This window comes from Amycolatopsis sp. WAC 04169 (assembly GCF_003947535.1).
GTDB lineage: Bacteria > Actinomycetota > Actinomycetes > Mycobacteriales > Pseudonocardiaceae > Amycolatopsis > Amycolatopsis keratiniphila.
Map to the genome: position 1 here is coordinate 1 of NZ_QHJI01000012.1, position 24,966 is coordinate 24,966.

26 protein-coding genes and 1 pseudogene are annotated in these 24,966 nt (G+C 68.6%); 13 read left to right on the forward strand and 14 right to left on the reverse strand.

The features are described 5' to 3' along the window. The 4 genes and pseudogenes from DMC61_RS31425 to DMC61_RS31440 form a co-directional block, all read left to right on the forward strand. Positions 1 to 239: pseudogene (locus DMC61_RS31425) on the forward strand (NCS2 family permease); the annotation flags it as partial. A 67-nt stretch (positions 240 to 306) separates the two neighbouring features. Further along, positions 307 to 738 carry a MarR family winged helix-turn-helix transcriptional regulator gene (locus DMC61_RS31430; protein ID WP_016337543.1) on the forward strand — a complete coding sequence of 144 codons (432 nt, stop codon included), beginning with the start codon at positions 307 to 309 and terminating at the stop codon, positions 736 to 738. Between the two features lie 107 nt (positions 739 to 845). Further along, positions 846 to 2,105 (forward strand): MFS transporter, encoded by a 1,260-nt coding sequence (locus DMC61_RS31435; protein ID WP_125693745.1) that lies wholly within the window; start codon positions 846 to 848, stop codon positions 2,103 to 2,105. Then, positions 2,102 to 2,518, forward strand: a complete 417-nt coding sequence (locus DMC61_RS31440; RefSeq protein WP_125693747.1) for a hypothetical protein — start codon at positions 2,102 to 2,104, stop codon at positions 2,516 to 2,518. Before DMC61_RS31435 ends, DMC61_RS31440 begins: the two co-directional genes overlap by 4 nt. Here the strand turns inward: DMC61_RS31440 and DMC61_RS31445 are convergent. Next, entirely contained in the window at positions 2,515 to 3,528 is a 1,014-nt protein-coding gene (locus DMC61_RS31445) for a hypothetical protein (RefSeq protein ID WP_125693749.1), read from the reverse strand. The two genes, DMC61_RS31440 and DMC61_RS31445, sit on opposite strands and share 4 nt — an antisense overlap. 184 nt (positions 3,529 to 3,712) lie before the next feature. Continuing rightward, positions 3,713 to 3,955, reverse strand: a complete 243-nt coding sequence (locus DMC61_RS41810) for a hypothetical protein (RefSeq protein ID WP_233595025.1) — start codon at positions 3,953 to 3,955, stop codon at positions 3,713 to 3,715. 7 nt (positions 3,956 to 3,962) lie between these two features. On the opposite strand from DMC61_RS41810, the gene DMC61_RS41815 reads away from it, so the two are divergent. Beyond that, positions 3,963 to 4,160 carry a hypothetical protein gene (locus tag DMC61_RS41815; RefSeq protein WP_233595026.1) on the forward strand — a complete coding sequence of 66 codons (198 nt, stop codon included), beginning with the start codon at positions 3,963 to 3,965 and terminating at the stop codon, positions 4,158 to 4,160. A gap of 277 nt (positions 4,161 to 4,437) precedes the next feature. Here the strand turns inward: DMC61_RS41815 and DMC61_RS31455 are convergent, their stop codons facing one another. The 4 genes from DMC61_RS31455 to DMC61_RS31470 all read right to left on the reverse strand — a co-directional run bounded on the left by DMC61_RS31455 (position 4,438) and on the right by DMC61_RS31470 (position 8,575). Beyond that, positions 4,438 to 5,196 carry an arylamine N-acetyltransferase gene (locus DMC61_RS31455; protein WP_125693751.1) on the reverse strand — a complete coding sequence of 253 codons (759 nt, stop codon included), beginning with the start codon at positions 5,194 to 5,196 and terminating at the stop codon, positions 4,438 to 4,440. A 91-nt stretch (positions 5,197 to 5,287) separates the two neighbouring features. Next, the gene (locus tag DMC61_RS31460) at positions 5,288 to 5,911 is read right to left on the reverse strand and encodes a superoxide dismutase (RefSeq protein WP_125693752.1); all 624 of its coding nucleotides are present in this window, start codon (positions 5,909 to 5,911) and stop codon (positions 5,288 to 5,290) included. A 198-nt stretch (positions 5,912 to 6,109) separates the two neighbouring features. After that, on the reverse strand, positions 6,110 to 7,969 hold the full coding sequence (locus DMC61_RS31465; protein ID WP_125693754.1) for a serine hydrolase: 1,860 nt from the start codon (positions 7,967 to 7,969) through the stop codon (positions 6,110 to 6,112). A 93-nt stretch (positions 7,970 to 8,062) separates the two neighbouring features. Next, on the reverse strand, positions 8,063 to 8,575 hold the full coding sequence (locus DMC61_RS31470; protein WP_125693756.1) for a hypothetical protein: 513 nt from the start codon (positions 8,573 to 8,575) through the stop codon (positions 8,063 to 8,065). A gap of 82 nt (positions 8,576 to 8,657) precedes the next feature. Between DMC61_RS31470 and DMC61_RS31475 the strand changes: the two genes are divergently transcribed. The 5 genes from DMC61_RS31475 to DMC61_RS31495 are packed head-to-tail and all read left to right on the forward strand — an operon-like array spanning position 8,658 to position 14,190. Beyond that, positions 8,658 to 9,746, forward strand: coding sequence for a hemin ABC transporter substrate-binding protein (locus DMC61_RS31475; RefSeq protein WP_125693758.1), 1,089 nt, complete (start codon positions 8,658 to 8,660; stop codon positions 9,744 to 9,746). Then, entirely contained in the window at positions 9,743 to 10,777 is a 1,035-nt protein-coding gene (locus DMC61_RS31480) for an iron ABC transporter permease (protein ID WP_125693760.1), read from the forward strand. The genes DMC61_RS31475 and DMC61_RS31480 overlap by 4 nt, the downstream gene beginning before the upstream one ends. Continuing rightward, positions 10,774 to 11,559, forward strand: a complete 786-nt coding sequence (locus DMC61_RS31485) for a heme ABC transporter ATP-binding protein (RefSeq protein ID WP_125693762.1) — start codon at positions 10,774 to 10,776, stop codon at positions 11,557 to 11,559. The genes DMC61_RS31480 and DMC61_RS31485 overlap by 4 nt, the downstream gene beginning before the upstream one ends. Continuing rightward, entirely contained in the window at positions 11,556 to 12,374 is an 819-nt protein-coding gene (locus DMC61_RS31490; protein ID WP_233595027.1) for a hypothetical protein, read from the forward strand. The genes DMC61_RS31485 and DMC61_RS31490 overlap by 4 nt, the downstream gene beginning before the upstream one ends. 1 nt (position 12,375) lies before the next feature. Further along, positions 12,376 to 14,190: an HtaA domain-containing protein gene (locus DMC61_RS31495; protein WP_125693764.1), complete on the forward strand. Its 1,815-nt coding sequence runs from the start codon at positions 12,376 to 12,378 to the stop codon at positions 14,188 to 14,190. Between the two features lie 83 nt (positions 14,191 to 14,273). On the opposite strand, the gene DMC61_RS31500 is transcribed toward DMC61_RS31495, so the two are convergent. The 3 genes from DMC61_RS31500 to DMC61_RS31510 form a co-directional block, all read right to left on the reverse strand. Further along, a complete protein-coding gene (locus DMC61_RS31500; RefSeq protein ID WP_016337536.1) occupies positions 14,274 to 14,942 on the reverse strand; it encodes a heme oxygenase (biliverdin-producing) in 669 nt (222 codons plus the stop codon). A 79-nt stretch (positions 14,943 to 15,021) separates the two neighbouring features. Then, positions 15,022 to 15,609 (reverse strand): TetR/AcrR family transcriptional regulator, encoded by a 588-nt coding sequence (locus DMC61_RS31505; protein WP_016337535.1) that lies wholly within the window; start codon positions 15,607 to 15,609, stop codon positions 15,022 to 15,024. 24 nt (positions 15,610 to 15,633) lie between these two features. After that, positions 15,634 to 17,133 (reverse strand): glutamate-cysteine ligase family protein, encoded by a 1,500-nt coding sequence (locus DMC61_RS31510; protein ID WP_016337534.1) that lies wholly within the window; start codon positions 17,131 to 17,133, stop codon positions 15,634 to 15,636. 216 nt (positions 17,134 to 17,349) lie between these two features. Between DMC61_RS31510 and DMC61_RS31515 the strand changes: the two genes are divergently transcribed. Together DMC61_RS31515 and DMC61_RS31520 are read left to right on the forward strand one after the other, a co-directional pair. Beyond that, positions 17,350 to 18,165, forward strand: coding sequence for an RNA methyltransferase (locus DMC61_RS31515; RefSeq protein WP_125693765.1), 816 nt, complete (start codon positions 17,350 to 17,352; stop codon positions 18,163 to 18,165). Positions 18,166 to 18,192: 27 nt separating this feature from the next. Further along, the gene (locus DMC61_RS31520; RefSeq protein WP_125693767.1) at positions 18,193 to 18,795 is read left to right on the forward strand and encodes a DUF2537 domain-containing protein; all 603 of its coding nucleotides are present in this window, start codon (positions 18,193 to 18,195) and stop codon (positions 18,793 to 18,795) included. On the opposite strand, the gene DMC61_RS31525 is transcribed toward DMC61_RS31520, so the two are convergent. Continuing rightward, positions 18,792 to 19,529, reverse strand: coding sequence for a hypothetical protein (locus tag DMC61_RS31525; RefSeq protein WP_233595028.1), 738 nt, complete (start codon positions 19,527 to 19,529; stop codon positions 18,792 to 18,794). The two genes, DMC61_RS31520 and DMC61_RS31525, sit on opposite strands and share 4 nt — an antisense overlap. Positions 19,530 to 19,638: 109 nt before the next feature. On the opposite strand from DMC61_RS31525, the gene DMC61_RS31530 reads away from it, so the two are divergent. Beyond that, on the forward strand, positions 19,639 to 20,004 hold the full coding sequence (locus tag DMC61_RS31530) for an MmcQ/YjbR family DNA-binding protein (protein ID WP_125693769.1): 366 nt from the start codon (positions 19,639 to 19,641) through the stop codon (positions 20,002 to 20,004). A 36-nt stretch (positions 20,005 to 20,040) separates the two neighbouring features. On the opposite strand, the gene sepH is transcribed toward DMC61_RS31530, so the two are convergent. The 4 genes from sepH to DMC61_RS31550 all read right to left on the reverse strand — a co-directional run bounded on the left by sepH (position 20,041) and on the right by DMC61_RS31550 (position 24,818). Beyond that, positions 20,041 to 20,886 carry a septation protein SepH gene (sepH, locus tag DMC61_RS31535; RefSeq protein WP_125693771.1) on the reverse strand — a complete coding sequence of 282 codons (846 nt, stop codon included), beginning with the start codon at positions 20,884 to 20,886 and terminating at the stop codon, positions 20,041 to 20,043. Positions 20,887 to 21,075: 189 nt separating this feature from the next. Continuing rightward, the gene (locus tag DMC61_RS31540) at positions 21,076 to 22,242 is read right to left on the reverse strand and encodes an ATP-binding protein (RefSeq protein ID WP_125693773.1); all 1,167 of its coding nucleotides are present in this window, start codon (positions 22,240 to 22,242) and stop codon (positions 21,076 to 21,078) included. Beyond that, complete coding sequence (locus tag DMC61_RS31545) at positions 22,239 to 22,898, reverse strand: response regulator transcription factor (protein ID WP_037348058.1); 660 nt, start codon at positions 22,896 to 22,898, stop codon at positions 22,239 to 22,241. Before DMC61_RS31545 ends, DMC61_RS31540 begins: the two co-directional genes overlap by 4 nt. Positions 22,899 to 23,015: 117 nt before the next feature. Further along, the gene (locus DMC61_RS31550; protein ID WP_125693775.1) at positions 23,016 to 24,818 is read right to left on the reverse strand and encodes an alpha-L-fucosidase; all 1,803 of its coding nucleotides are present in this window, start codon (positions 24,816 to 24,818) and stop codon (positions 23,016 to 23,018) included. Positions 24,819 to 24,966 lie beyond the last annotated feature (148 nt).

Sequence of the window (24,966 nt, forward strand, 5' to 3'; positions counted from 1 at the left end):
GCCAGGTCAAGGAGATCGACTTCTCCGACTTCACCATCGCGCTGCCCGCGTTCCTGACGATCGTGGTCATGCCGTTCACCTACTCGATCGCCAACGGCATCGGCGCCGGCTTCGTCAGCTACGTCGTCATTCGCGCGGTCACCGGGAAGGCCAAGGGCGTGCACCCGCTGATGTGGGGCATCGCGGCGATGTTCGTGGCCTATTTCGCGGTCGGACCGATCCAGGCCGCGTTCAACTGACCAGCGGTTATGTCATCCGTGGGCGATCTCACGGGCCGATGATCCGATCGTGAGGTATGCTAACTATATGTCCGGAGACACGCACGAGCGCTCACTGGCGAGCCGCCTGCGTCTCGCGGTGGTGCGGCTCAATCGACGGCTACGGGCCCAGCGTGCCGGTGACGGCATCTCGCTGACCCAGGTGTCCGCGTTGTCGACGTTGCACAAATGCGGTGCGCTGACCCCTGGCCAGCTCGCCGCGAAGGAAGGCGTCCAGCCGCCTTCGATGACGAGGGTGATCGCCGCGCTCGAGGAGATGGGTTACGTCGAGCGCAGGCCGCATCCGACGGACGGCCGCCAGGCCATCGTCGAACTGTCCGATCGCGGCCGGGCCTACGTGATCGAGCAGATCACCGCGCGGGAGATCTGGCTGGACAAGCAATTGGCGGAGTTGAGCGCCGAAGAACGTGAAGTGCTCTCTCGCGCCTCCGAGATCATCGACAGGATGGCGGGGAACTAACAGCGGTGACGACCACGGGTAACGAAACACAGTGTCCTTCCAAGACCACCGTTACCCGGGAACCCGCACCACCGCCACCTCCCGCGCGCGAGAAACCGCGCGGGAGCATGTTCTCCTCGCTGAAGGTCCGCAACTACCGGCTCTTCTTCACCGGCCAGGTCATCTCGAACATCGGCACCTGGATGCAGCGCATCGCGCAGGACTGGCTGGTGTTCACCCTCAGCGGCAACGACCCGATCGCGCTCGGCATCGCGGTCGCGCTGCAGTTCGCGCCGACGCTGTTCCTCTCGCTGTGGGCCGGCGTGCTGGCCGACCGCGTCGACAAACGACGGCTGCTGATCGGTATCCAGATCGCCGTGCTGGCGCAGGCGGTGATCCTCGGTGCCCTCGACCTGAGCGGCATCGCGGCCCTCTGGCACGTGTACCTCCTCTGCTTCACCCTCGGCGTGACGGCGTCGCTGGAGGTGCCCGCGCGGCAGTCGTTCGTCGCCGAGATGGTCGGCAGGGACAAGGTCACCAACGCCGTCGCGCTCAACTCGTCGATCTTCAACATGGCCCGCATCGTCGGCCCGGCCATCGCGGGTTTCGCGATCACCTGGGTCGGCACCGGCTGGCTGTTCATGGCGAACGCGGTGAGCACGGGCGCCGTCATCGCCGCGCTGGTGCTGATGAATCCGGACAAGCTCTTCCGCGGCCCGGCCATCCCGCGCGAGAAGGGGCAACTCGTCGAGGGGCTGCGGTACGTCCGGCGGCGCAGTGACCTGATGACGGTGATGGTGCTGGTGTTCTTCGTGAGCACGTTCGGCATCACGTACTTCACGTCGCTGCCGATCGTCGCCGCGAACGTCTTCCACACCAACGCCGACGGCTACGGCCTGCTGTCGACGCTGGTCGCCGTCGGCACCTTCACCGGCGCGCTGATGTCGGCCCGCCGCAACACCCGCGGCGGTCCGCGTGTGCGGCTGCTGCTGGTCTCGGCGTTCCTGCTCGGCGCGTTCGAGGTGATCACCGCGTTCATGCCGACGTACCTGACCTTCGGCCTCGCGCTGATCCCGCTCGGCTTCGCCACGATCACCTTCCTGAACACGGCGAACGCGCTCGTGCAGACCGCGGTCAGCCCGGAGATGCGCGGCCGGGTGATGGGTCTGTACGTGCTGGTGCTGATCGGCGGCAACCCCATCGGCGGCCCGATGACCGGCTGGATGGCCGACGCTTTCGGCGGCCGCTCGCCGTTCTACATCGGCGGCGCGATCTCGGCGGTCGCCGCGGTGGTGTGCGCGGTCGTGCTGATCCGGCGTGGCGGGGTGAGCCTGCCGGTGCGGCGGTTCGGGAACGGCCTGCGCGTGCTGAAGCGGGACCGGGTGTGAACCGGCTCGGCGTCGAACCGTCGGGGACCGGGTTCCTCGACTGGACGATCGACGGCGTCGCGCTGCGCTCCCTGCTGCCCGCCGAGCAGCGGACGCCGCTGTTCCTGGACGACGAGCTGTGGCGGGAGGCGGCGGTCGGGACGCTTTGCCGTCTCCTCGGCGGCTTGCCGGGCGATTTCGACGACGGCCGGGTCGCGCTGCTGGTGTGTCCGCAGTGCGGCGATCTCGGCTGCGGTGCATACAGCGTCGAGGTCGTCTTCGGTGACGACGTGGTCGAGTGGCGTGCCTTCGGGTGGCAAACCGACTACGAGCCGTTCGAGGACCCGGAGGAGTACCGGTTCACCGGCGCCCGATTCGAGCGGAAGGCGTACGAGACCCTCCTCGGCGACCTCTTGTCGAACTACCGCGCCTAACGGCCGAGCAGCGGTGGCACCGCCTTTTCGGCGAGTGCCACGAGGTCGCCGGTGCCCTTGAACTTGAGCGTCTGCCCGGCCGGATCGTCGGTGAGCTGCACGACGACGCCCCGTCCGTCGACCTGGGCAGGAAGCCCGGCGACGGTCGTGGTCGGGGCGACTGCGGAGGACAGCTCGCTGTAGTCCGCGGTCACGCCGTTCAGCTCGCACGAGGCGAAGAAGTTCGGCTTCGCGTTGTCGATGGGCACGCCGAGCGCGCGGCCGAGTTCCCCGCACAGCAGCCACGAGATCACCGGAAGCGGCTTGTCCTTGACCGGGCCTGGCTCGGTCTTCTCCAGCGGGATCTGGCCGTCTTCGCCGGTTTTCGGCAACTTCGGCCCCGGCGGCATCGCACCCGCGATGAGCGCCTCGGCGAGTGCCCTCGCCGTCTTCTCGGTTTCCGGGCCCTTCACGATCCTGCTGCGCATCGAGACGTTCAGCACCGGCGAGGCGCCGATGTGCGGTGCGACCTCGACGAGCTCGACACCGAGGCTGGTGCCGTCCTTGTCCGTGGCGATGACCGCGAGCTTGCCCGCGACCGTGGTCTTCGTGGGCACGCCCCGGCTCGTGTCCTCGGGCAGCGCCGGGGCCATTTGCACGCTGATGTCGAGTTTCGTGGTGACCGCGTGGCAGGACTGGCCGGCCTCGCGAAGCGTGCGCTCGCCGAGGATCTCCTCCCAGCGCTGCTCCGGGATCGCCTGGCACAGCACCTGCGCGGCGGTTTCGTCCGTCAGCGCGGCCACCATCTCGCCCGTCGGCATCGCGACCGGACGCAACGCCAGTCCGGGCTTGGACGGCCAGGTCGCGGGGAGCTCGGCTTTCGGTTCGTCGTCCCGGTTCAGCACGGTGATCGCGACGACGATGCCGACGCCGAACAGCAGCAGCACACTGACCAGCGCGCAGCCCGCCCAGATCCACATCGGACGGTCGGTCTTGCGCGCGATGGCGCGGTAGTCGTTCGGGGTGGCCACGGGGGTGAAGCTAGTCCGTCGGGCGCCCGCTGTCCGGGGAAACGCCAACCCGATGGGCGGATCCGCGGAATGGGCGTTCGGGGAGGGTTGCGGTAGACTTCGACCAGCGCTGGTTAGTAAACCGGTGAAGTGGACCCGGCAGCCTTCCGGACGGTGGGTGGGCCGGGTTTCGCGTATCCGGACCTCATACGGTTCGGATCTCTTCCGCCATTTCCCTCACCCGGGTTTTCCAGTGGCCGCCCCGTTGCCAGCACCAGGCGAGGGCGTCCGGTACGGCCAGCAGTGGTTCTTCGAAGGCTCGTAGATGCCGGTATTCGAGGGTGTCGTGGCATCCGTGCCGTCGGACCGAGCGATAGAGCGTCTTCCTGTCCAGCTCCACTATCGACTCGTCGCTCTCCAGGACCAGCATCCGTGTCCCGGCGTCCATCGTTCTCGTGGGTGAAGTGCAGGCGCCGTTGCCCTGGAAGCACCAGACCCCGTATGGCGCGCCGGGCGGATGTGAGGTCGCCCGAAAGCAGCGCGGCGGCTGTCACCAGGTAGCCACGCTCTTTGCTTTCGTCGACGAACACGTGGCTGGTCATCCGCTCATTGTTCAGGTGAGGGCCGACAAGAAGATCATCGGCCGAGGGTGATGCCGTTGCTTGTCCGCAAGGAAGACGATCGGCTGCGAACGAGCTCCTAAGCCCGACACCTGGCACGCCGAGAAGTCACTCAGAAGGGTGAGATCGGCGTCTCTCGGCCGAACCCCTTGCCCGGGCAGATGAGGTTAGGCTAACCTCATACACGTCCGCTTCGTGGTGGGAGCGGCAGTCAGTTCGGGAACGGACGAAGCCCCGCAACCGGGTTACCCCCGGAGGCGGGGCTTCGTTCATTCCGGAGCGTTCATGGTCGATGACCGCGCCGATCAGGTCAAGGCCGTCCCGGCACCCGGTCGAGTTCGATCCCGAACTCCTTTCGATAGGCCTCCAGGATCTCCTGGTCGCCCGAAAGCCTGGTCTCGGTGCGGACGCCGTGCGTGGTGACGATCAGCTTGTCACCCGCCAGCGTGACCCGGCCGTGCCCGGTCGGCAGCGAGCAGGTCGGCCCCCGCGTGAAAGGCGAGTCCGGCGAGGTCGCCTGCCAGAACGCCGTCGGGACGAACTCGTCCAGCGCCCGCGGCCGCCGCTCGATCCGGTACTGGGGCCTGCCGTCCATGAGGACGTCGATGTCGCCGTGGGGCGCGTCGAGCATCAGGAACTCGCCGTCCGGGTCGGCCTGCGCCTCGGTGGCGGACAGCCGCAGCGGGAACCGGCTGAACCGGCCGAAGCCGACGTCGGCCAGCCACGGCTCATCCAGCTCGACGCGGACGACGGCGTGGTCGAACGGTGGCCCGAGGGTGCCGTCCGGCCGGAAGACCTTCGCCGCCTGCAGGGTGACGTCGAAGCCCAGCTGTTCCAGCAAGGCGGCGAAGAGCCCGTTCAGCTCGTAACAGAAGCCGCCACGGCGCCGCCGCACGATCTTGCCGGACAGCGCCCCGCTGTCCAGGACGATCGGTTCGCCGAGGTGGATGCTCAGGTTCTCGAACGGCACCATCGCGAGATGGCGCTCCTGCAGCGTCCGCAACGCGGCGACGTCCGCGGTGGCGGGGCGGTCGAGCCCGAGTCGGTCGAGGTATGCGGCGACGTCCATGCCTCCACCCTGACACCTCGACTTCGCTGGAGGTCAAGAAACGAAGAACGGGGCCCTCCTCCGAAGGAGAGCCCCGCTTCGTGGCGAGAAGTCAGCCGAGCAGCAGGCCGTTGCCACCGGCGACGGCGTTGTCGAACCGCTTGGAGATCTCGGCCCAGTTGAAGATGTTCCAGAGCGCCTTGACGTAGTCCGGCTTCACGTTCTTGTAGTCCAGGTAGAACGCGTGCTCCCAGACGTCGACCAGCAGGATCGGCGTGGTCGGGAGGACCAGGTTGTTGTGGTGGTCGCGCAGCTGCTGGGTGATCAGCGTCTTGCCGATCGGGTCCCAGGAGAGCGCGGCCCAGCCGTTGCCCTGGATCGTGGTGGCGACCGCGGTGAACTGCGCCTTGAACTTGTCGAAGGAGCCGAACGCCTCGTCGATCGCGGCGGCCAGCTCGCCGGTCGGCTTGTCGCCGCCTTCCGGGGAGAGGATCTTCCACCACACGACGTGGTTGGCGTGCCCGGCGAGGTGGAACGCCAGCGTGGTCTGCAGGCCGACGATGTCACCGAAGTTGCCGGCCTCGCGGGCCTCGGCGATCTTGTCGAGCGTGTCGTTCGCGCCCTTGACGTAGGTCGCGTGGTGCTTGCTGTGGTGCAGCTCGTTGATCTCGCCCGAGATGTGCGGCGCCAGAGCGCTGTAGTCATAGTCGAGATCGGGGAGCACGTAGCGGGCCATCGGCCCTCCTTCTGTCTTCGACACAAGTTTCCAAGGACGAACTTAGTCGTCTTCACCCGTTTGCGGCGACCGGGGGCGCCGCGTTTCTCCCCAGGTGGAACGACCCGTTCGTAGCGGCTGTACCCGGTGGGGCCACCGCCTGAAACCCACCCTGCTAGCTCCAGTTAGCTGGAGGTCAAGGCGATGTGACGGCGGTCATCAAGCCAGATAGGGCAGCCCCACCAGATGGTAGGAGGCGATCACCCCGAGGAAGGCGAGCAGCGCCACGGAAACCACCGTGTAGGTGATCCTGGCGGGGGTGCTCCACCAGCCCCGGACCCAGGCGAGCACCGCGCAGACGACGGCGGCACCGGTCAGGAGCAGGACCGCGTTCGGCAGGAGCAAGGTGACGCTCAGCAACGGGGAGTGCCCGGACGTCAGCGCCACGGCGGCGGCGCTCAGATCGCTCATGAGCACGGCGAAACCGGCCGCGAACAGCACGACGGCCAGTGCCGCGGACCAGGCGGCGACGGTCGCGAACCGGGCGCCCGACGGGTTCCGCTCCCGGCCGCGCCGGACGAGCGCGCGGATCGGCCACCACACCAGCGCGCCCAGCAGGAGCAGCAGCGCGATACCGAGGATCAGCAGGTGCGTGGCGGGTGAGCCGAGCCACGACACCCGTTCGTAGGCGGAGTTCGGGTCGTCACCCGCGAAGAGCAGCATCTGCGCGCCGGATTCGCGGAACGCGAGCCGCTCACCGGCCGCGTCGGTGAACAGTCCCGGTTCGGTCTGCGTCCAGCGCCGGGTCCCCTCGCCGAGGCCGGAAGTCGTCAGCACGCCGTCGCCGTCCGCGGTCACCGTGACGCCGCCCGCGAGCGCGCGGACCTTCGTGAAACTGTCGTAGTCCAGCCGTGTGTTGTTGTAGCTGCCTTCGAACCTCGAGACATCACCCGCGAGCTTCACGGGAGCGGGGGCGGGCGTGGCGGGTTGTAGCCGATCGATGAAGGCTTTCAGCACCTCGGCGGTCACCGCTGCGGCGTCGCCGGAGAACGCGCCGCCGTTGAACGCTAGGTACACACCGGTGTTCTTCTCCGGCACGAGCTCCAGCACGCTGAAGAAACCCGGCGAGTCACCGGTCTTCTCCACCAGGCGCAGGCCGTTCAGATACCGCTCGGAGAAGCCGAAACCCATCGCGGGCAGCCGCGGATCGTTGCGGAACCGCGCACCGTGCAGCTGGTCGAGCAGGGGACGGCTGAACGTGCCGGGGACGAGATTCGCGGACAGATAGCGGCCCATGTCGGCCGGAGTGGCGACGTTCCCATCGCCGGCGGGCGGTTCGGGGCCGAAGTTGGCAGGCGGGACGACCTGCGCGGAGCCGTCCCAGCGGTAGCCGGTCGCCAGCGGGACATCGGGCGTGGGCTGGGCGACGCTGCTGTCCTTCATCCCCAACGGTTCGAAGATGTGCTGCCGTACATAGTCCGAATAGGACTGTCCCGACGCGAGCTCCACGAGATGCCCGGCCAGCGCGTAGCCGTAGTTCGAGTAGAGGGCGGCCTCGCCGGGTGGGCGGACCCGGGTGGGCATCTCGGCCGCGAGGTGTTCCGCGAGTGACGGCAGCTTCTCGTCCCGTGGCGTGAACATCCGGTACACGCGGTCTTCGAAACCCGCGGTGTGGGTGAGCAGCGAGGACAGGGTGACCGGTCGGCCGGGGAAGGTTTCGGGGATCTTGAGCGCTTTCAGGTACGTGTTGACGTCGGCGTCCAGCGCGAGCTTGCCCCGCTCGACGAGCTGCATCGCGGCGGTCGCGGCGATCGACTTGCCGACGGAGTTGATCAGGAACCCGGTGCGCTCGGGGTCCACCTTGGCCTGGGTGTCCACTGAGGACACTCCGTACCCCTTCGAGAACACGGTCTTCCCGCCTTCGACTACCACCACGGCGGCACCGGGAATGTGGTGTTCGGCAAGGCTTCGCGGGAGGATTTCGTCGAAGACGCCGGCGGGGGTCGCCGCTCGGGCGGCGGGAGCGGTCAGGACCGTCGCGACGGTCAGCAGGGCGGCGGCGGCCGCGATTCGGAACATACCTGGAAAGTTAGGGATTTCCCCGGGGTGAGGGGATCCGGCGGACCGCCGATCGCGGGGTGGGGTCGGCCCTACCCCGCGACCGGCCCGCCATCAGGAGAAGGAGACCGGGATGAAGACGTCCGAGTTCCGGTCGTTCGCGGCGAAGTGATCGCGGCGCGAGACGATCGCGCAGGTCACCGAAGGGTTCGAGCAGTCGAGACCGGAGTTGACCTCGGCGATCCGGATCTGCGTGGTGAAGGTGCCGTTCGAGGCGATCGGCGAAGAGCCGCCGGGGAAGTTGGTGACCCAGGCGGACGGGCCGACACCCGTGCCGCCCTGGCCGTCGCCGCCCGCGCAGGGGCTCGGCTTGGTGCCGTAGCTGTAGTCCTCGGGAACGGCGCACAGTGCGACGTAGTAACCCTCGGTGGAACTGTAGCCGCTGCCCGTGATGGTGATGGTCTCGCCGACCGAAGCGAGGCCGGTGGCGTTGGAGGCGGAGAGGGTCTTGCCGTTGTTGGTCGCACTGCCCGGCGCGGCCGAGGCGGGGGCGGCGAGCGCGGTGACGGCCGCGGTCGCGGCGGTCGTGACGAGGGCGGCGCGGAGCAGGACCGATCTCTTCGACATGAAGGTTCCCTTCGATCACAAGGAAGTAACAGCGTTAGGTGAGGCTTACCTATCTATCGGTAAATATGGTTAGCCTTGCCTAATGTTGTCAAGGGGGTCGCTGCCCACGGTCGCTCTGCTCCTGGCCATCGTTGTCACCGCGTGTTCGAGCCCGCCGTTGGCGACGACGAAAGCCGTCGGCACCGGGGCTGACCTCCGCCCGCTTTCGCAGGTCAAACCCTTGGCGGAGCCGAAGAACCAGGCCGGCCCGAGTACCGCGCGGCTCGCTCAGGCCGACATCACCGGCGGGAAACCGGCGGTACTGCACCTCCCGGCGACCGTCACCGATCACCAGGGCACGCCGGTCACCGTCACCGACACCAGCCGGATCCTCGCCTTCGACATGTCCGGCACACTCGCCGCGACCGTGTTCGGCCTCGGGCTCGGCGGCAACGTCGTCGGCCGGGACGTCTCCACCGGTTTCCCGTCGGCCCGGAACCTGCCGCTGGTCACCGTGAACGGCCACCGGCTCAACGCCGAGGCGATCCTGGCGCTGCGGCCGACCGTGGTGATCACCGACACGACGCTCGGGCCATGGGACGTCGTGCTGCAGTTGCGAGCGTCCGGCGTTCCCGTGGTCGTCGTCGACTCGAAACGTTCGATGGAGAATGTCGGCGACATCGTCCGTCAGGTCGCCGCCGCGCTCGGCGTTCCGGAAGCGGGCGAAAGCCTCGCGACCCGGCTCGCGGCCGACGTCGACGCCAAGAAAGCGGAGATCGCGAAGCTCGCCCCCGCCGAGCCGGGACGGAAACTTCGCGTCGTTTTCCTGTATATGCGCGGACAGGCGGGCGTGTATCACCTGTTCGGCAAGGGATCCGGGGCCGATTCGCTGATCGGCGCGCTCGGTGCGATCGACGTCGCCACCGAAGCGGGCGTCGAGGGCATGCGCCCGGTCAACCCGGAGGCGCTGGCCAAGACCGAACCTGACGTGATCCTCATGATGACCAAGGGGCTCGAATCCGTCGGCGGGGTCGACGGCGCGCTCCAGGTTCCTGGCGTGGCGCAGACCCCCGCGGGGCGGCATCGCCGCATCGTCGACATGGCCGATTCGCAGATCCTAAGCTTCGGCCCGCTCACCGCCGGCGTGCTCGACGCGCTGGCGCGGGCCCTCTACGCCCCGGACGCCGGATGAACCGCGGGTTCAAGGTGACGGCGGTCTTCGCGGTGCTCATCGCCGGTGTCGTCACGATTTCCCTCGTCTCCGCGGGCAGCGGGCAATACGGCATCCCGCTCTCGCAGGTCTTCGATTCGGTGCTGCACCGGTTCGGGCTCTCGGAAACGCGGCTGGACCCGTTCGCCGAGGGCGCGTTGTGGCAGGTGCGGTTCCCGCGTGTGGTGATGACGGTGCTGGTCGGCGGGGTCCTCGGCGTCTGCGGCGCGTTGATGCAGGGCGTGTTCGGCAACCCGCTCGCCGAACCGGCCGTGGTCGGTGTCTCGTCCGGCGCTGCCGTCGGCGCGAGTCTGTCCATTGTGGCCGGTTGGACCTTCTTCGGTGCCTTCACCACGCCGGCACTGGGCTTCGCGGGCGGTCTGGTCACCACCCTGCTGGTCTACGTGCTTTCGCGGTCGCGCGGGCGCTCCGAGGTCGTCACGCTGATCCTGACCGGCGTCGCGGTCAACGCGGTCGCGATGGCGATCATCTCGTTCTTGATGTTCTCGGCCGATCAGGCCGCCCGAGAGCAGATCGTGTTCTGGCAGCTGGGTTCCTTGGCCGGTTCGCGCTGGCCGTACGTGGTGACCGTACTGCCGCTCGTCGCGGTCGGCGTCGCCGTTTCCCTCGTGCTGGCAAGGAAACTCGACCTTCTCGCGCTCGGGGAACGGCAGGCCCGGCATCTCGGCGTGGACGTCGAGAAGCTGCGGATCGGCGCGGTCGTGGTCGTCGCGCTGATGGCGGCCGCGGCCGTCTCGTACTCGGGGATCATCGGTTTCGTCGGCCTGATCGTGCCGCACGGGCTGCGGATGCTGCTCGGTCCCGGGCATCGCGTGCTGATCCCGGCGAGTCTTTTCGGCGGCGCGCTGCTGCTCGCCGCGGCGGATCTCGGCGCCAGAACCCTGTTCACCTACGCCGATCTCCCGATCGGCATGCTGACCGCGCTCGTCGGCGGGCCGTTCTTCTTCTGGCTGCTGTCGCGCACCAGGCGTCGTTCGGGAGGCTGGGCATGAACGGTGCCGAACTCGACCACGTTTCCTACACGGTCGAAGGAAAGACGCTGCTGCGCGAAGTGTCGCTGCAGGTGCGCTCCGGTGAAGTCCTCGTGGTCGTCGGGCCGAACGGCGCGGGCAAGTCGACCACGCTCGGGCTGCTCGCCGGAGACCTTCGCCCGGATTCGGGGCGGGTCCTCGTCGCTGGAGCCGAAGCCGGTACCTGGAGCGGCATCGAGCTCGCGCGACGGCGCGCGGTCCTGCTCCAGCAGAACACGGTGACCTTCCCGTTCACCGTGGCCGACGTCGTGCGGATGGGCCGGACCCCTTGGCGGGGAACGGAAGCCGAGGATTTCGACGACACCGAGGTCGCGGCCGCGCTGAAGGCGACCGGGATGACCGAGTTCGCCGAACGCCGGTTCACCACCTTGTCCGGTGGCGAACAGGCGCGGGCCGCGCTTTCCCGGGTGCTCGCCCAGCGAGCGGGCATCCTGTTGCTCGACGAACCCACCGCAGCGCTGGATCTGAGGCACAGCGAGGAAATCCTGACGCTCGTGACCGCGCGGGCCGCGGCGGGGGACGCGGTGCTCGTCGTGGTGCACGACCTCGGGCTCGCCGCCGCGTACGCGGACCGTATCGCGGTGCTCGCCGACGGGGAACTCGCCGCCGACGGCACACCCGCCGAGGTGCTGACGGAGTCGTTGTTGAGCGAGGTTTACCGGCATCCCGTGGAGGTCCTCACCCATCCCCGCACCGGGAAACCGATCGTCCTGCCCCACCGAGCGGCCGAGGAGCGCCGATGAAACAGCTGATGAGGGTGGCCGTCGCAGCCGGGCTGCTCGCGATCACCGCACCCGTGCCCGCCTCCGCGGCGGGTGCGGCCGTGACGTTCTCACCCGGCTCCGCGGATCCGGAGTACGCGACCTCCTTGCAGGTCAAGGGAACCGGCTTCCAGTCCGTGCCGAAGGGTTACGGCGGGATCTACCTGCTGTTCGGCTGGGTCGCCGACGGCGCGTGGCAGCCGAGCCAGGGCGGCGCGGCCGGTGCGACCTACCGGTATGTCAAAGACAAGGAAGCCAAGGACAACAACGGTTTCCAGCGGTTCCTCGCCTTCCCCGGCAGTGACACCGCGTCCGCGGCCAACGGGGAGATCGCCGCGGACGGGACGTGGTCGGCGAAACTGGTGATCCCCGGCGCACGGTTCAAGGCCGCCGACCGGACCGGGAAGATCGTCGACGTCGACTGCCTCAAGGTCCGATGTGGACTGATCACGGTCGGTGCGCACGGCGTCGTCAACGCGAACAACGAGACCTTCACGCCGGTGACCTTCGCGGTGCCGAAGGCGCCGACGACACAGGCCGTCGCGCCACCACCGCCCCCTTCGTCTTCGCCGGTGCCGTCGCCCGACTCCAGCGCGGCACCGGCGTCCTCTTCGGCGCCACTCGTGTCCACTGTGGAATCACCCGAAGCCGTGCCGGTCGCCGAACCCGCCGCACAGAGCGGGGAATCCGGTTCGTGGTGGTGGATCGCCGTCGTGGCGGGTGTGGCGCTGATCGCCGCGCTCGCCGTCCCCCTGATCCGGGCCCGCAAGCGGACCCGCAACGCGGAAGGTGAATGAAGTGTCGTTGCGAAGATGGGGCGCCGTGCTGGCGGGCGCCGCGCTGGTGGCGGGAGCCGCCGTCACCCCGGCGCTCGCCGCCGATCCGGTCGCGCCCAAGGTGACCGTGGCCCCGGCCGCCGGGCTCGACCCGGCGGGTACGAAGATCGTCGTCAAGGGCACCGGCTTCGATCCGGCGGCCAACGACGGCAAGGGCTTCGGCCTCCGCGTGGGCCCGGCGAAGGCCGACGTCCGCGACCGGGCCGGTAAGGACTTCCAGGTCAGCCGCCTGATCAAGAAGGGCGCGGTCGGCAGCCAGATCCCGCTGGACGACAACGGGAATTGGGAATATTCGGTCACCGTCAAGGCCGAGTACGTCGCGAGCGGGACGACCTACAGCGCGAAGAAGCAGCCGTTCAGTGTCTTCGTCTTCGGCTGGGACACCCCGGTGCTCACGTGGGACAGCACGACACCGCTGAAGTTCACCGAAGCCGGCGACGCCGCGACCGGTCTCGCCTGGGGGCTGCGGCATTCCTGGCGGAACTACATCACCAGGGGCGGCGGCACCGTGACGCCCTCGAACGGCGCGACGCTGGACACCGCGGCGCCGAACGTCGAGCCGTACCCGTACAAATGGAAGTACGAATCGTCCGGCGAGGGCACGGTCTCCTACACCGGTCAGGTCACGTATACCTTCGAAGCGCATACGATCTGGGACTTCACCATCGCCGATCCCAGGATCACCTTCGGCGGCGACGGCACCGGGACGCTCACCGCGAAGGTCGGCTATGCCTTCTACGGGACCAAAACCGCGCCGGAGAAGGTGCGGACGCCGTCCGACGTCGTGCTGGCGGACCTCAAACTGAAGGCTCCGGCGCAGGCGGGGGACAACGTCGCCGTCGACATCGAGTCCGCGAAACTGACCGCCGCGGGTGCCGCCGCGTTCGCCGACTTCTACAAGCCGGGCGAGGCGCTGGACACCGGACGGCTCGTCTTCCCCGGCAAGAGCGGACCGGCTCCGACGTCGAGCACGGTGCCCACGAGCTCGGCGCCGCCCACGACGACGACCTCCTCGTCGGCGCCGTGCGTGCTCACCCCGGATTCGGTGAAGCAGGGAAACCTGTTGTGGGGCTTCAAACAGAGCTTCCGCCGCTACGTCGGCATCGGTTCGGGCACGTCGATCATCGCTTCGGACGGTGTCGAGATCACCGACATCGACAAGATCGACGGGACGGGGCCGCCGAGCGGGGCGTACCGATGGGGCTTCGACAGCGCCCAGTACAAGTCGGCGACCGAGTTCACGACGCAGTTCCGGGGCAAGGTGACCTTCGCCTACCCGGCGCACTCGTTCGAGTTGTCGATCGGGCGGCCGAAGGTGGTCGTGGCGCAAGGGAAGGGCAAGCTCTTCGCCGATGTCGAGCTGAAGACGACCAGCGGGGCGCCGTCACCGCCGATCAGCCAACCGGGTGTCGAGCTCGCTTCGCTGGACCTCGCGGCGGCGAAGACGACCGAAGGGGCGGGGGCGCTGAGCGTCGCCGGGATCAAGGTCACCTTGGGCAACGCGGAGGCGTTCGCGAAGTTCTACAAGGTCGGCGAGGTGCTCGACGAGGCGACGGTGAGCCTGGGAGCCTCGTGCGCGCACCTGCCGGGGCCGGGTGCCTCCGGGCCTGGTGCCGGGCCTGGAGTCTCCGACGACCTGGTGCCGGACGTGAAGTACCGGCCGGATTCGGCGCTGGCGTCGACCGGTGCCGACAGCGGTATGTGGCTGCGGTGGGGCCTGGTGCTGGTGGGCGCTGGACTCGCTTTGGTGCTGGTGGTGCGGCGGCGGCCCGCGTAACCGTCGCCCGCGCGTGCCATGAAAGGTCCTTTCCTTGCAAAATTTGCAAGGAAAGGACCTTTCATGGCGTTCGGAAGCGGAGGTCAGGCGGCCCGGTACTCGTCCAGTTCACTCGCCAGCTCGTCGAACACCGCGATGTTGCACTCGAAGGCCACGATGGCCTCCTCGATCAGCCGCGCGCGTTCGTCCTCGGTCCACGGCGCCGCGTTCAGCTGCTCGCGGTAGTTGTCGCGGAACTTCGGGGCGCTGCCCAGCTGGTCGAAGTGGTAGAACAGCGAGCCCGCCTCGTTGAGCTCGTACTTGCGCTCCAGCAGCCGCCGGATGACCTGGCCGCCGGCGATGTCGCCGAGGTAGCGCGTGTAGTGGTGGGCGACGAACCCGCCGGACCAGTCCGACGCCTCGGCCACGCGCCGCGCGTAGCGCTCCGTCGAGGGCAGCGGCCGGATGGTCTCGCGCCAGTCCGGGCCGACGAGGTGTTCGAGGTCGCGTTCGAGGCTGGGCAGCCGCCGCAACTCCTCGAAGACGAACTTGCCGGCCACGGGATCCTTCGCCAGCTTGTCGGCGGCCTGCTCGATGGCCTGGTAGATGAAGTAGTACTGGATCGCCAGCCGCGTGTACCCGTCGCGCGTGAGCTCGCCGCCGAGCAGCGCGTTCATGTACTCGGAGTGGTTGGCCCGCTCGTGGGCGGGCAGGGTGGAGGCGCGCAGGGCCGCGGAGAACGGCCCGGATTCGACGTCGGTGGTCACCGGCATGGACAGAGCCTCCAAGCATCGATCTGACATGCTGTCAGAAAGAGCGTAAGGCACAACTGCGGGTTAGGCTACCCTAATTTCATCGGTTTTCCGTCATCCCGACCGCTCTGAGCACGAAGCGGACGGCTCCCTCGATCGCGTCGTCCAGCCGTTCTGGTGGTACGTCGACGACCTGGCGGCTGCCCAGCGCGGCGGTGATCATCGGGATCAGGAGGTCGGGATCCTCGTCCGGCACCCCCTCCGCGAGGATCTCGCGCAGCTGACCGGTGATCGGGTCGGCGTGCGCACTGATCCGCCGGTACGCGGCGGGCGCCAGCGCCGACGCGAGCGCCGTCCCCGGCGGAAGGTGGTACTCGGCCAGCACCCGCAGCTGGAGCCGGACGAACGTCGAAAGCTTCTCGACCGGGGTGTCCGCGGTCGCGACGGCCGCCGTCAGCCGTTCGACGTACCGCGTCGCCTCGTCCTCGACGAAGGCCACCAGCAGGCTTTCCTTGTCGGGGAAGTGGTTGTACATCGCCGTGCGGCCGAGGCCGGCTTCGGCGGCGACACCCGCGAGCGTGATCGCGTCGAACCCGCGCTCGTACAGCTGGCCGCGCAGGACTTCGAACACCCTGCTGCGGACCTCGCGCCGGTGTTCCTCCAGCGAGCGGCCGATGATCTTGGGCACGAGCCACCTCCCTGGGAGGAAACTCTAAGCCTCCAGCGACCAGGTGTGCACCGGCGTCTCGGTGGCGGACAGCTCCAGGTACCGGCCCAGCATCCGGTTCAGCGCGGTCTCCCGTTCGGCGCCGCGCTCCTCCGCGCGCAGGACGTACTCCCGCTGCCACGCCGCGCCGGTCCGCCTGGTGAGGCACCGCTGCTCGATGATGCCCAGATAGCGCTCTCTCGCCTCGTCCGAAACGTCCGACCGGCGCAATCCCTCGTGCGCCAGTGGCAGCAGGACCCGCAGCACCAGCTCGTCCGGCGGGATCCAGCCGATCCCCGGCCAGTACAACTGCGCGTCGAAACCCCGGCGCGCGCCCGCGTACATGTTCTCCTCGGCCGCCTGGAACGACATCTGAGTCCACACTGGACGGTCGGCCTCGGCGAGGGCCCGCTGCGCGCCGTAAAAGAAGGCGGCGTTCGCGACCATGTCGACGACGGTCGGGCCCGCGGGCAGCACGCGGTTCTCCACCCGGAGGTGCGGCAGGCCGTCGACGACGTCGTACACCGGCCGGTTCCAGCGCCAGACGGTGCCGTTGTGCATCCGCAGCTCGGTGAGTTTCGGGGCCTGCCCGGAGTCGAGCGCCTCGATCGGATCCTCTCGGTCGGTCTCGGGCAGCAGGCCGGGGAAATACCGGACGTTCTCCTCGAACAGGTCGAAGATCGACGTGATCCACCGCTCGCCGAACCACACCCTCGGCCGCACGCCCTGGTTCTTCAGTTCCTCGGGCCGGGTGTCCGTGGCCTGCAGGAACAGCGGGATCCGGGTCTCGTGCCACAGCGCCTTGCCGAGCAGGAACGGCGAATTCGCGCCCACGGCGACCTGGACGCCGGCCAGCGCTTGCGCCGCGTTCCAGTGCGCCGCGAACTCTTCCGGCGCGACCTGCAGGTGCAGCTGAACGGAGGTGCACGCGGCCTCGGGGAGGATCGATTCGGAGTAGCTGCGCAGCCGCTCCGGTTGCCTGCCCGGCAGCGGTGCGCCCTCCATCGAGAGCACGGTGCGCTCGCCACGAGCCGCGAAGATGCGGTCATTGAGCAACGAATAACGGGCGTTGTTGGTCAGCCACTTCTGGTCGAAGTGCTCGTGCCGCAGCGTCGGGAGGATGCCGATCATCGCCAGTGAAGCGCCGGACTCCTCCGCCGTGCGTGAAGCGGCGCCCAGGTACGCGTTGAGGTCGTCCTCCAGCTGCAGCGCGGACTCGCCGGCCAGCGGCCGCGGCGGCACGTTGAGCTCCAGGTTGTGCTGGCCGAGCTCGGTGGTGAACGACGGATCGTTCAGCGCCTCGAGCACCGCCGTGTTCGTCATCGACGGGCGCAGCTCCGCGTCGACGAGGTTCAGCTCGACCTCGAGCCCGATGTTCTTGCGCGGGAAGGAAAAACTTCCGTCGGTGAGCATACGGGCCAGGGTGTCGAGGCAGCGCTGTACCTTCCGGCGATAGCGGCCGCGGTCCTGCGGCTCGGAGGGGTCCGCCGAAAGATTCTTACCCATGTTCGTCGAGCTCCTCATTGGCCACGCTCCGCGGGATCCAGGCGGGACTGCCAGGCGGCCCAACGGTTTCACGCATCGCAGTCACCCGGCTAGCGGCCAAACTGGTGCTCTCTGTCACTAGGGGTTAACTGACAGCAAAATACCTCCATTCGTACCACCTACCCGTCGACGTTCGGACGCAAACACCGCGCAGGGAGCGGATGACACACTCTCCCGGTGGCCGAACTGATCACCATCGACGACGCGGGCGACCCGCGACTCGACGATTTCCGCGACTTGTCCACAGCCGATCGGCGTCCCGATAGGCCGGGTGGGCGTGGCTTCGTGATCGCGGAGGGCACCGTCGTGGTCGAGCGCCTGCTCAAGTCCCGCTATCCGGTCCGCTCCCTTCTCGGCGTCGAGCGGCGATTCCACGAATTGGGCGAAGACCTGGACGCGGTCGACGTCCCCGGTTACGTGACTTCGGCCGAGACGATGGCCGACGTGGTCGGATTCCATCTGAACCGCGGGATCCTTGCCGTCGCCGACCGGCCCGTTCCGCCGCCGTCGGTGGAAGACGTCATCGACGGCGCACGGGTGCTCGCGATCCTCGAAGGCGTCGGTGACCACGAGAACCTCGGTTCGCTGTTCCGCAACGCGGCCGCGCTCGGCGTCGACGGGATCCTGCTCGGCGCCGGATGTTCGGACCCGCTGTACCGGCGCAGTGTCCGCGTGTCGATGGGGCATGTCCTGCGCGTCCCGTTCGCCACCTTCGGGTCTTGGCCCGGCGACCTGGAATTGCTGCGAGACCGCGGTTTCCGCATCGCGGCCCTCACCCCTCGTGCGGATTCCGTTTCGCTGCGCCAGTTACGCGACCAGACACCGGAGAAGGTCGCGTTGATGCTGGGCGCGGAGGGCCCCGGCCTGACGACCGAGGCCGTGACCGCCGCCGACGTCGCGGTGCGGATCCCGATGCCGGAAGGCGTCGATTCGCTGAATGTCGCCACGGCGGGCGCGATCGCGTTCTACGAGACCCGTCCACCGCTATCGTGAGCACCCGAGCGATCACGAGGAGAACCCATGGAATTGCGGATCCGTGAGGGACGCGCGGTGCTGGCCGGGCCGGGCGGCGACAGCGCGCGCGAGGTCGACCCGCATTCACTCGCGATCGGTTCGGATCTCGCCCAGGCGCTGCACGAATGGGCCAGGGTCGCGTCCGCCGTCGGCACTTCCGGCACCGAAGCCGCTTCCGTGGTCTCGCAGCGAGGCCGCCAGCTCGCCCAGCGGGTCGCCGCCACGATGGGCACGTCGGTGCGGTTCGTCGACCCCGTCTCCGGCGACCGCGTCATCATCGACCCGCCCGCCCCCGCACCCCGCAGCGAACTCGCCCGGCGCCTCTTCGGCACCCCGGACCCGGCAGGGGAGCCGACACCGTGGCTGACCGGGCTGACGGTCTCGGCGTTCGTCGCGGCCGTGGTCGTCGTGGCGATGCTGGCGCTGGCGAACACCCTCGCGCGCGAGACCAACGGCTGGCTCGCGCTGCTCGCGTCCGCCGTCGTGACCGCCGGGATCACGCCGTCGCTGTGGCTCGCGCGGCGGGTGCCGATCGTGCGGTGGGCGTCCTTCGGCGCGGCCGCCGGGATCGTGATCGCGTGGATCGGCGTGCTGATCGTCGTCTTCTAGCGTTTGCGGAACTTGAGACCCGGCCCGTCCGCCTGTGTCGCCGACTGCCCGTAAAGCTCATAACCGTGATAGGCGGCGATCTGGACGACCAGGTCGGCGGGTATTCGATAGGACCGCATCGGGAATCCGACCTGGGGGCTGCCGTCGAATTCCCTGGCCAGCCAGCCGACCCGGGTGGTGCGCGGGAACAGGCTGGTGGTGAACGCGGCCGGGACCATGCCGACGAAGGCCGCCAAGAACAGGAGGTTGGTGACCGGCGCTTCGAAGCCCGACGGAATTCCGGAGATCACCGCCGCCGCGCCGAGGAGGACGAGGACGGTGACGGGGGCGATGTGGTTCAACCAGGCATAGCGGAACCTGAGTGCCGTGGGCGCGGGCAGGGGAAGCCTCGGCGGCGACGGATCCCGGCTGAGCAGGAGAACCCGGTCGGCGGGGTCGCCGAAATCCGCCGCGACACGCAGGCCTTCGGTCTCGGCGACCTCCGCGACACGCCGGGCGGAGAGGTTCGCGTGCTTGAGGCTGATCCAGACCTGGTCGGAGCCGGTGAGCTGGTTCAGCAGCCAGCGTTCCCGATCCTTGTCCGGCCGGTCCGGACCGTCGAAGACCGGAACCGGCGGGACGTACTGAGGCGCGTACTGGAAACTCAGACAGCCCTGGAACATCGGCGCGATCTCCAGGTAGCCGCGGCTCCGCGCGATGCCGCGGAGTGCCTCCGGGTCGATCCGCCATTCCATCGGCGACACATGTGCGTACGGCGTCCCCGTGAAGACCTGGAAACGCAATCGGACAGTGCGTACGTACCAATCCTGCATGAAACCCCCCGGCCCGAGGATACTGAGATCCATGGCCGGAGATCCGCTCGATTCACTCAGACGGCTCTGTCTCGCGCTGCCGGAAGCGTCCGAGCGGCTCAGTCACGGCGAGCCGACCTGGTTCGTGCGCGGCAAGAAGACGTTCGTCATGTACGCGGACCGGCATCACGACGACAAGGTCGCCTTCTGGTGCCCGGCGCCGCCCGGGGCGCAGGAGGAACTGGTGGGCGCCGAGCCGGAGCGGTTCTTCCGGCCGCCGTATGTCGGCCATCGGGGGTGGCTCGGGGTGCGGCTGGACACCGACGTCGACTGGGCCGAGATCGCACAGATCGTCACCGGCGCGTATTGCCTCGTGGCACCGAAATCCCTGGTCGCGCAGGTCCCCGGACGCACGTAATGGCCCCTCCACCGGAAGGGGCCACTACGTGCGGATTCAACCTCGTTGTGATCGGACGCCCAGGAGGACGTCTTCCCAGGATGGAACGATGGGGTGGTTCTTCTTCCCCTTCGCCCGTGGAGCGGGTTCGGCCACTTCGTCCGGCTCGTCAGCCGGAAGTGGTGGCTCGGCATCTTCTTCGGGCTCGGCTATCGGCGCGTCGATCACCTTCGCGACCGGCTCTTCCGGGACCGAATCGAGGGTCGGCTGGACGACCGCGTCCTTGCCGGGGTCCAGTGCCCGTACCGTGCGCGGGGCGCGGTAGGCGTTGGGGTTGAGCAGGACTTCGGCGTTCTCGTCGAGGGCCTGCACGGTGCCACCGTGCGCGCCGGGTGCGAACGCCCAGTGCGCGCGGTTGTCCGAACGGCCCGCCTTCCAGCTCAGCACGACGACCCACTTGCCGTCGTCGCCTCGCCAGGAGTCCCAGGTCGCCTGGCTGTAGTCGTGACCGCGCTGCCCGAAGGAGTGCGCGACGACCTCGCCGAGGGTCTGGACGTCGGGGCCGTCCTCGCGGACCGGGTGGGCCCGCTGGGCCAGCTCGGCGGTGCGGGATCGTTCGAGCAGGACGGGGTACGCGAACCGCTCGACGCGCTGCACGGTGACGCCGGCGCTGCTCGCGACCTGCTCCACGGACTCACCGGCCCGGATTCGTGCCTGGATCTCGCGTGGCCGCATTTGGCTCTCCAACTCGATTTCGATCTGGCCGAGGCGGGTGATGTCACCCCTCGCCGCCGCTCGCAGCCTCTCATCCGCGGGGAGCAGGAAGCGCGTGCGGCTCGCCGGGTCTTCGCACACGATGGACTTACCGTCCTCGTGCAGCCCGACCACCCGTAGCGCTCGCATTCTCGCCTCCCCGATTCTTCACCATTGTGGGTGTCCACGTTAAAACGGCGCGTCGCCTTGACGTGTGAGGCGCGCCGATGTCATGTGTCCTGCTCACTATTTTGTTCATGACGGCAAGTGCATTCTGTAGCAGCGACGCGCCGGCCGCCGCGTGACGCGCTGGACACGCACAGTCACGATCGGGGGAATCTACGGCAGCCGCACCCGGACGACCAGTCCGCCGCCTCGGCCGCCCGGTTCCGCCCCCGCGGTCCCGCCGTGCGCCTGCGCGATGGACCGGACGATCGACAGGCCGAGCCCGGCGTTGCGCGAGTCGCCGGTACGGTCGCCCGAAAGCCGGCGGAACGGCTCGAACAGGGCGGGGACGGCGTCCAGCGGCACCCGCGGGCCGGTGTTGCGCACCACCAGCGCCGGATCGCCGCCGAGGTCGACGTGGATCCAGCCGCCCTCGCGGTTGTAGGTGATGGCGTTGTGCACGAGGTTCGTGACCAGCCGTTCCAGCAGCACGGGATCGCCGGACACGGTCCGCGGCCGCAGCCGCGACTCCACCGTGACCCCCGCCTCCTCGGCCATGGCCGACGCGGACCGGATCACCGTCGCCGCGACCTCGTCCAGCCGCACTGGGGACCGGGTGGCCAGGCCCCGGTCGCTGCGGGCGAGCACGAGCAGGCCTTCGATCATCCGTTCGCTGCGTTCGTTGGTGTAGATCAGGTGCTCGCCGAGTTTCCGGACCTCGGGGCTCGCGTCGGGGTCGGCCATCGCGACCTCGACCAGTGTCCGCTGCACCGCGAGCGGGGTCCGCAGTTCGTGGGAAGCGTTGGCGACGAAGCGTTTCTGGCTGTCGAACGACACGGCGAGCCGGTCGAGCATGCCGTCGAAGGTGTCGGCGAGTTCCTTGAGTTCGTCGTCGGGGCCGTCGAGGTCGATGCGCCGGTCGAGGTTCTCGACCTCGAGTTTCCGTGCCGTGGAAGTGATCGCGTGCAACGGCCGCAGCACGCGGCTCGCCATCAGCCAGCCGAGCAATACCGCGAGCCCGCCCGCGATCGCCAGCGCCACCAGTGATTGCCACAGCAGGGTCGAAAGGACGTCCGAGCGGTACTCGGTGATCGAGGTCGCGACCAGCTGCGTGGCCTGGGCGCGCTCGACCGGGAGGATGCTCGTCGTGTCCAGCGGATACGCCCTGGCGACCTCGAATTGGGCCCCGGCGGTCGCTCCGTTCGCGAAGGTGGTCGTGTCCGGCAGGGTCGAGCTGACCAGCAGGTAGTTGACGATGAGCAACGCGAGCCCGACGAGCAGGAACGCGCCGCCGTAGAGCGCCGTCAGCTTGGTGCGGACGGAGAGCCGGAGCGGTTTCACGACCCGAACCGGTAACCCGCGCCGGGCACGGTCTCGATCAGCGGCGGTTCGCCGAGTTTGCGCCGCAACGTCATCATCGCCACGCGGACGGCGTTCGTGAACGGGTCGGCGTGTTCGTCCCACGCCTTCTCCAGCAGTTCCTCGGCGCTGACCACGGTCCCTTCGGCGCGCATGAGCACCTCCAAGACCGCGAACTCCTTGGGGGACAAGGGAAGGAACCGGCCGTCGCGGGACGCCTGGTGCCGGGGCAGGTCGAGGACGACGCCGCCGCGTTCCAGCACCGGCGGCAACGCCGGCCGCGCGCGCCGCGAGAGCGCCTGCACCCTGGCGACGAGTTCGGCGAACGCGAACGGTTTCGTCAGGTAGTCGTCGGCGCCCAGGCCGAGCCCGGCGACCCGGTCGTTGACGTCGGCCGCGGCCGTCAGCATGAGGACCCGCGCTTCGCCGCCGGTCCCGATCACGGCGGCACAGACTTCGTCGCCGTGCACGACGGGGAGGTCCCTGTCGAGCACGACGACGTCGTAGCCGTGCACCCCCACCCGGTCCAGGGCCTGCGCGCCGTCGTAGCAGACGTCGACGGCCATGGAGAACCGTCGCAGGCCCTCGGCGATCGTGTCCGCCAGGAGCCGCTCGTCTTCCACCACCAGCACTCTCACCTGGCCAGTCTGCCCCGGGAGGGGGTAAGCGGGGGATAAGCGCCGGGTCGCGTGGGTCGTGAGTGGCGTTTCGGGTTAGAACCCGAAACGCCACTCACGACCACCTGTACCGAACGCTCAGCCGGCCGGGTGCAACTGCCGCGCCGGGATCACCTGCTGGGGAGTGTTCGGGCTCGACCACAGCAGCTTCATCGACGCCTCCCCGCCGCGTTCGGTGTGTTCGAGCCGGATCGCGTACGACCGGCCGGCGACCAGGTCGAGAGTCGCTTTGTCGACACTCGGCCCGTGGGGTGTGGTGTTGTCGATCAGGAGCTTCCCGTCGACCCACAGCCGCATGGTGTCGTCCGAGACCGTGGTGAACGTGTACTTCCCGGTGTCGCGCGCGGTCACCTGCCCGGTCCAGCGCGACGAGAAGGTCTCCGCCGGGATCTTCGCGTCCGGTGAGCCGGTGAACTTCCAGTTGTGGTTCACGCCCGGCTCGACGCGGCGCACCGTCGGCGTCCCGGTGAAATCCGCGTTCGGCCAGTATTCGGCGGTCAGCCCGGTCCCGCGCCCGGCGGGCGCCTGCGGCAACGGGTCGACACTCAGCTCGATGACGGTCGCGATGTCGTTCGTCCGGCCGCCCGACGGCGTGAGCTTCAAGCTCCCGGGTGACTGCTCGACCCGCACGTGCTGGCGGCTGCCGAGCACTCGCGCGTCGCGGACCCGGAAAGGTGCCAACGCGTCGAGCGTCAGCGAACCGCCCGAAGCGGGCCAGTCGAACACCGACGCGTACAGCTTGTCGCCGCGACGGCTGACGACACCCCAGCCTGGTTCGGCGACCAGCCCAGGCGCACCCGCCCCGTAGACGGCGGCGGACTGGCCGTTCGTTCGCAGCCATTGGCCCATCTGCTTCAGCCTGTCGATGGATTCCCGCGGCACCCGGCCGTTGCGATCAGGGCCGACATTGAGCAGGAAGTTCCCGCTGCGCCCGGCGATCGAGAGCAGTTTCCTGGTCAGATCCGCCGAGGACTTCCAGTTGTGGTCCCAATCGGTGTAGCCCCAGCTGCCGTTGAGGGTCATGCACGATTCCCATAGTTGCCCGTCGATCGGCTTGTCCGGGATCTCCTGTTCGGGCGTTCCGGTGTCGCCGTCGACCACCCGCCGTTTGCCGACGCGGTTGTTGACCACAATGGACGGATCGAGGCTGCGGACGTAGGCCTCCAGTTCCTCGCCGTCCCTTTCCGTCCAAGGGTTGTTGGGCCGGTCGGTGCTCCATTCGCCGTCGAACCACAACACCGCCGGGTGGTAGTTGCCCACGAGTTCCTTGAGCTGGGCGTACATCCGCTCCTTGTACTTCGGGAACGTCGCGGGGTCCGGGAAGTCCGGGTCGTGCCAATCCCAGATCGAGTAGTAGAAGCCGAGTTTGACGTCGCGCGCGGCCGTCGCACGCTTCAGTTCGGCGAGGATGTCGCGCTTCTTGTCGAACGCCGAGTGGTCGCGGAGGTTGAATTTGTTGACCTTCGTCGGCCACATCGCGTAGCCCTCGTGGTGCTTCGACGTGATCACCACGTATTTCTGCCCGGCGTCCTTCGCCGACTGCGCGATGGCGTTCGCGTCGAAGCCGGCGGGGTTGAACTTCGCGGCGATCTGCTCGTATTCGGCGCGCGGGATCCGGCAGTTCCGCTGGATCCATTCGGCGTCCTGGCAAACGCTTCCATCGGGGCGGGTGTACTTCCCCTGGAGCTGCGAGTACGCGCCGAAGTGGATGAACTGGCCGAAGCGGTCGTCGCGCCACCAGTGCGTCCGGTCGGCGGTGAACGGGTCGTCGTAGGCGTGATCGGACGGGAGTGGCGCGGCTTCCGCGGCGGGCGCGACGCCCAGTGCGGTGGTCGCGATGACGAGGGCCGCCAGGGCCCGGAGTGGCTTGCGGCGATTCATGCACTCCTCCTCGCTGAGGTGTGGACGTCGGGGACTTTAAGAAGCCAGAGGTCGGATGTGAACCCCCAGAAGGTCCATGGAAGTGCTAGTTCACCCGGAAAGACGGCAGAAAGATCCGATCTCTGTCCCGCTAGCTGGGACGGGTAAG